Consider the following 5,969-nt stretch of genomic DNA (forward strand, 5'->3'; position numbering starts at 1 on the left):
CCCGCCCGGGACCACCGCGCCGGGGCGCACCAGGAGCGGGATCGAGAGGTGGTCGTGGGTCTGCCGGTGCCAGCGGGGGCCGGTCAGGCGCTCACCGGTCAGGTGGCTGGTCCAGGTGCCCTCCGGGACGTAGAAGTCCACCTCGCCGGTCGGGGTGAGGACCGGGGCCACCAGCAGGTCGTCGCCGAGCATGTACTGGCGGTCCAGGTGGGCGCAGGCCGGGTCGTGCGGGAACTCCAGCGCCATCGCGCGCATCACCGGGGTGCCGTGCTCGGCGGCCTGCCTCGCCGCGTTCTTCAGGTACGGCATGAGGCTCAGCTTGAGCTTGGTGAAGCGGCGCAGGACGTCCACCGCCTCCTCGTCGAACGCCCACGGGACGCGGTAGGAGGAGCTGCCGTGCAGCCTGCTGTGCGAGGACAGCAGGCCGAAGGCCGTCCAGCGCTTGAACAGGTCCGGGTCCGGGGTTCCCTCGAAGCCGCCGATGTCGTGGCTCCAGAAGCCGAACCCGGTCAGGCCCAGGGACAGGCCGCCGCGCAGGCTCTCCGCCATGGCGGCGTAGCTGGACTCGCTGTCGCCGCCCCAGTGGACCGGGAACTGCTGGGTGCCCGCGGTGGCGGAGCGGGCGAAGACCACGGCCTCGTTCTCGCCCTTGCGGCGCAGCAGGAGGTCGAAGACGGTCTTGTTGTACAGGTGGGTGTAGAGGTTGTGCATCCGCTCCGGGTCGGAGCCGTCGTGGTAGACGACGTCGGTGGGGACGCGCTCGCCGAAGTCGGTCTTGAAGCAGTCGACGCCCTGGTCCAGCAGGCGCTCCAGCTTCCCGGCGTACCAGTCGCGGGCCTCGGGGTTGGTGAAGTCGACCAGGGCCATGCCGGGCTGCCACAGGTCCCACTGCCACACCTCGCCGGTGGGGCGGCGCAGCAGGTAGCCCGCCCTCCTGCCCTCCTCGAACAGCGGGGAGCGCTGGGCGATGTACGGGTTGATCCAGACGGAGATGGCCAGGCCGCGCTCCTTGAGGCGGGCCAGCATCCCCTCGGGGTCCGGGAAGACCTCCGGGTCCCACTCGAAGTCGCACCAGTGCAGGCCGCGCATCCAGAAGCAGTCGAAGTGGAAGACGCTCAGCGGCAGGTCGCGCTCGGCCATGCCGTCGATGAAGCCGGTGACGGTCTCCTCGTCGTAGGAGGTGGTGAAGGAGGTGGACAGCCACAGGCCGAACGACCAGTCCGGGGGCAGCGCGGGGCGGCCGGTGAGTGCGGTGTACTTGCGCAGCACCTCCTTCGGCGTGGGGCCGTGGATGACCAGGTAGTCCAGCCGCTGGCCGGGGACGCTGAAGCCGACCCTGGACACGGCCTCGGAGCCGACCTCGAAGGAGACCTTGCCGGGGTGGTCGACGAACACGCCGTACCCGGCGCTGGTGAGGTAGAACGGGGCGTTCTTGTACGCCTGCTCGCTGCTGGTGCCGCCGTCGGCGTTCCAGATGTCGACGACCTGGCCGTTGCGGGTGAGCGGGCCGAAGCGCTCGCCCATGCCGTAGACGACCTCGCCGACGCCGAGCGCGAGCTGCTCGCGGACGTGGTGCTCGCCGTCGAGGGTCATGAAGCCCATGGCCTTGGCGTCGCTGGAGGTCAGGGTGCGGCCGTCGGCGGTGAACTCCAGGCGCCAGTCCTCGCCGCGGTGGATCCGCGCGGTGAGGGAGCCGGAGGTGAGGGTGGCGAACTCCTCGCCCAGCTCGATCTTCGGGCGGTGACCGTCCTCGGTGGACAGCTCGAAGCCGATCCCGTCGTGGCCGCCGGAGAAGTGGGTGACCGACACCCGCACCACGTCCGGCATCGGGGAGGACAGGCCGATCGTGGCGACCGGGCCCTTGAGCAGGTCGCCCCGGTGCCGGACGCGGTGGGTGGGCGCGTGCGCGGTCAGGGTCCCGTCGCCGGTCTCCAGGTCGTGCACGTGCTGGGGGAAGTGGGCGGTGACGCCCGGTCGGAGAAGCCAGTACCCGTCGGTGAACTTCACTTGATCGCCCCTGCCGTGATGCCGCGCGCCAGTGCGCGTTGGAAGAGTAGGAAGAAGGCGATGGCCGGGACGACGCCGAGCAGCGCCGAGGCGCTGGAGGCGGTGGCGTCCATCATCTGCTGCCCCTGGAGCACGCCCAGGGAGACGGGGACCGTCTGGTTCCCGTTGGAGATCAGCAGGACCATCGGGAGGAAGAACTCGTTCCAGGTCCAGATGAAGAAGAACACGAAGAGCACGCCCAGGGTGGGCCTGCTGACGGGGACGACCACGCGCAGCAGCGTCTGCCACTTGCCCGCGCCGTCGACGACGGCGGCGTCGAGGAGCTCGCGCGGGAAGCCGCTGAAGGTGGAGGCCAGCAGGTAGGTGCCGAAGGCGGACTGGATGGCGGTGAACACGATGATGACGCTGAGCCTGGTGTCGTACAGGCCGGTCTCGTTGGCCAGGAAGTACAGCGGGTAGGCCAGCGCCTCCTGCGGGAGGGTGTTGGCGGCCAGGAACAGCACCAGCACCCAGGTGCGGCCCCTGATCCGGCCGATGCCGAGCGCGTAGGCGTTGAGCACGGCCAGCGCCACGGCGAGCACGGCGACGGAGGAGCTGATCAGCAGGCTGTTGAGCAGCTTCTCGCCGTAGTCGACGCGCTCCCACACGGCGGTGATGCCGTCGAGCGAGACGCGGTCGGGCAGGCTGATCGGGCCGTCGGTGCTGTACTGCTCGGGCGACTTGAAGCCGTTGACCAGCACCACGCCGAACGGGGCGAGCACCACCAGCGCGAGCGCGACGAACGAGAAGAGGACGGCGTGGCGGCGCATCAGCTGTCCTCCCCCTTGTTCTGGGCGCGCAGGAACAGCGCGGTGAGCACGACGATGAGCAGGGTGAGGACGGTGGCGATGGCGGAGCCGTAGCCGACCTTGGCCTTCTCGAAGAAGTTCTGGAACGAGTAGTAGGCAGGCACGTTCGTCGCGCCGCCGGGGCCACCCCTGGTGAGCACGTAGACGGGGGCGAACACCTTGAGCGAGGCGATGGTGCAGGTCAGCAGGACCACGAACACCTCGGGGCGCAGCTGCGGCACGGTGACGTGCCAGAAGCGGCCCCACCACGAGGCGCCGTCGAGCTGGGCGGCCTCGTGCAGCGACGGGTCGACGCGGCCCATGCCCGCCATGAACACCACGACGGGGTAGCCGATCTGCACCCACAGCAGCACGGCCATGACCGACCACAGGGCGAGGTCGGGGTCGCCGAGCCAGTTGCGCGCCAACGACTCCGCGCCGAGCGCGCCGAGCAGCTCGTTGACGGCGCCGCCCTGCGGGGCCAGCAGCCAGCCCCACACGATGCCCGCCACGGCGATCGGCAGGACCTGCGGCAGGTAGACGCAGGCGCGCAGGATCGCGGCGGGGCGCGGTCCGAAGTTGCGGCCGACGTGGTCGTGCAGGCCCGCCGCGATCATCAGGCCGAGCGCGGTGGGCACGATCGCCATGGCGACGACGAGGGCGGCGTTGTTGCGGAACGACTGCCAGAAGGTGCTGTCGCCCAGCAGCTTCTCGTAGTTGTCCAGGCCGATCCAGGTGGGGTCGCCGACGCCGGACCACGAGGTGAAGCTGGTGCCGATGTTCATGCCGAACGGCACCAGGACCACGGCGAGCAGGAGCAGCGCGCCGGGGATGAGGAACAGCGGGTAGGTCCCGCCGCTCCCCCTCCTCCGCCGCACGCGGGGTGCGGCGGACGTCATTTGCCGATGTCCGCGAGGTTCTCCCGGTACGGGCCGACCAGCTCGTCGAGCGCCTGGTCCGGGGTGGCGCCGCCGGTCATGAGCTTCTGCACGGCGGAGACGTGCACGTCGTAGAAGCCGGGGGCGGGCCAGTCGGGGTAGAAGGCGAACCCGTCCGCCGCCGCCACCGCGGCGAAGTCCTCGTTGAGGCGCTGGGTCTGCGGGTCCGCGGCCTGCCCGTCACCGGCCGCGAGCGCGACGCCGCCGGAGTCGCGCAGGACGTCCTGGATCTCCTGGGAGAGCGTGATGTCGATGAACTCCTTGGCGATGTCCTGCTTCTCGGAGCCCTTGGGCACCACCCACAGGTTGCCGCTGCCGCCGGAGGTCTTCGTGCAGGGCCACGCGGTGTTGCCCCACTGGAAGTCTTTGATGGTGGCCTTGACGCGGCCGAACCACCAGCTGCCGGTGATCATGATGGGCTGCTTGCCCTGCATGAACGACAGGCCCATGTCCTCGGCCTTCAGGCCCGCGTCGTCCTTGTTGACGTAGCCCTTGGCGACCCAGTCGGCGAAGGTGGTGGCCCCCTTGGTCCAGGCCTTGTCGTGGAAGTCGACGTCGCCGGTGTAGCGCTGGTAGCGGTCGACCCAGTCGCGGTCGGCCTCGGTGAGGGCGAGCTGGTAGAGCACCTGGTGCGCGGGGTACTCGCCGCCGCCGGTGGCCAGCGGGGTGATGCCCGCGGCCGTGAACTCGTCCATGGCGGCGGTCAGCTCGTCCAGCGTGGTCGGCGGTCGCAGGCCCAGCTGGTCGAACATGTCCTTGTTGTAGTAGACGAGGACGTACTCGGCGTAGTTGGGCACGCCGTACCACTTGTCGCCGCCCATGACGCCGGACTCGTCGTAGCGGGCGGCGGTGTCGACGGCGCCGACCTTGGCGTCCCAGCCCTTGGCCTTGACCTCGTCGGTCAGGTCGACCAGCAGGCCCTGCTTGGCGAGCAGGCCGGTGCTGGCGTTGCCCTTGTTGTACTCCAGGACGTCCGGGGCCTCGCTGGAGCCGAGGACCATGGACGCGGTCTTGCGGATCTGCTCGAAGCCCTTCTCCTCCACCACGACGTTCAGGTCGGGGTGGCGCTGCTTGAGCTGGTCGACTGCCTTGTTCCAGGCGACGGCCATGGCGCTGTCCGGCGACTCGTAGTGCCAGATCCTGAAGGTGTTGTCGTCGTCTCCCGCGCTGCCCCCGCACCCGGCGGCGGCGAGCGAGGCGGCCAGGACGACGGCCGTGAGGCGCTTGGACGTCACTGTTCCTCCACGGTGAGGGTGTGCGGAACCCACCGCTCCCCTGCGTCGGGGCGCGGTGGTGGGGCGGTGCTCGCGGAGTGGGGCTGGAATGCCCGTGGTCCGGTCGACCGCATTGTCGAAGCGCTTCGACTTCGCAGCGTAGACGGGTGATCATGCGCTGCACAACAGGGTGGAGGGGCCGTTTTGGAACCGCTCCCGTGGTGGGGCGGGTGCGAGGGGGGGGCGGTGGGCGAGGTGGAGCGGACGCCGGACGGGCGATACGTGGTGGTCAACGGGCGGCGGTGGCGCGCGGAGGACCCCGGACTGCCGGAGGAGGTGGCGGGGCGGCTGCGGCGGGCGCTGATGGCCGCGCGGCGGGAGGTGGGGGCGGCGCTGCGGGCGGGGGACGCGGAGCGTGAGCGGGCGGCTCGGGCGCGGGTGGGGGTGGCGAAGCGGGCGCTGGGCGAGCGGGGAACGCCGTGGTGGGAGCAGAGCGAGGCGGAGCGGCGGGAGCGGTGGGAGGCGGGGGTGGCGGAGCTGGGGGTGTGACGGGTGGGCCCGGCGGTTTTCCACCGAGCCCACGTCCTCACGGCAGCATGAACCAGCCGAGCGCGATGAGCACGACCATCGCGAACACGAACGGGATCTGGTCAACGTCGAACTTCGAGCGCACGACCAGGCCTTCGTTGTTCGCTTTCGGCATCTGCTCGATGAGCAGGCGAACGCGGTTCTGGAGGCCGAAGCCCATCATCGCGTTCGCACCCGATGGCGAGACGGCTGCCAGTTCGACGCGCATGTCGTCGCGCAGCAGCAAGGCGACCCCGCTGCCGACCTCGGAGGCCACCTCCACGGAAACGACGGCGTCCCAGGGAATCTCGCTGCGGAAGAACCAGTTCACCACCACGGCGCCGCGTTCCCGCAACTCCACCACGGGACGGACGGTGCTCAATGATCCATTCCCGGTTCGCGGCGACGGCACGCGG

Annotated in this window: 6 protein-coding genes; 1 reads left to right on the plus strand and 5 read right to left on the minus strand. The window is 70.4% G+C overall.

Going from position 1 to position 5,969, the window contains the following annotated elements; all coding sequences use genetic code 11:
• The 4 genes from yicI to ACTUAL_RS14635 all read right to left on the minus strand — a co-directional run.
• Positions 1 to 2,007: alpha-xylosidase (gene yicI / locus ACTUAL_RS14620; protein WP_440900628.1), on the minus strand; the 2,007-nt coding region annotated here is incomplete at its 3' end.
• Entirely contained in the window at positions 2,004 to 2,816 is an 813-nt protein-coding gene (locus ACTUAL_RS14625; RefSeq protein ID WP_096493591.1) for a carbohydrate ABC transporter permease, read from the minus strand. The genes ACTUAL_RS14625 and yicI, both read right to left, overlap by 4 nt.
• Positions 2,816 to 3,733: a carbohydrate ABC transporter permease gene (locus tag ACTUAL_RS14630; protein ID WP_096493589.1), complete on the minus strand. Its 918-nt coding sequence runs from the start codon at positions 3,731 to 3,733 to the stop codon at positions 2,816 to 2,818. The genes ACTUAL_RS14625 and ACTUAL_RS14630 overlap by 1 nt, the downstream gene beginning before the upstream one ends.
• Positions 3,730 to 5,007, minus strand: a complete 1,278-nt coding sequence (locus ACTUAL_RS14635; protein ID WP_440900629.1) for an ABC transporter substrate-binding protein — start codon at positions 5,005 to 5,007, stop codon at positions 3,730 to 3,732. Before ACTUAL_RS14635 ends, ACTUAL_RS14630 begins: the two co-directional genes overlap by 4 nt.
• Before the next feature lie 225 nt (positions 5,008 to 5,232).
• Between ACTUAL_RS14635 and ACTUAL_RS14640 the strand changes: the two genes are divergently transcribed.
• Entirely contained in the window at positions 5,233 to 5,535 is a 303-nt protein-coding gene (locus ACTUAL_RS14640) for a hypothetical protein (RefSeq protein ID WP_041837814.1), read from the plus strand.
• Positions 5,536 to 5,572: 37 nt separating this feature from the next.
• On the opposite strand, the gene ACTUAL_RS14645 is transcribed toward ACTUAL_RS14640, so the two are convergent.
• Positions 5,573 to 5,969: hypothetical protein (locus ACTUAL_RS14645; RefSeq protein WP_440900630.1), on the minus strand; the 397-nt coding region annotated here is incomplete at its 5' end.

The organism is Actinosynnema sp., assembly GCF_052038725.1.

Coding starts and splice junctions, on each gene's coding strand:
- ACTUAL_RS14630 (WP_096493589.1), bottom strand. CDS start 3,733: ATGACGTCCGCCGCACCCCGCGTGCGGCGGAGGAGGGGGAGCGGCGGG.
- ACTUAL_RS14625 (WP_096493591.1), bottom strand. CDS start 2,816: ATGCGCCGCCACGCCGTCCTCTTCTCGTTCGTCGCGCTCGCGCTGGTG.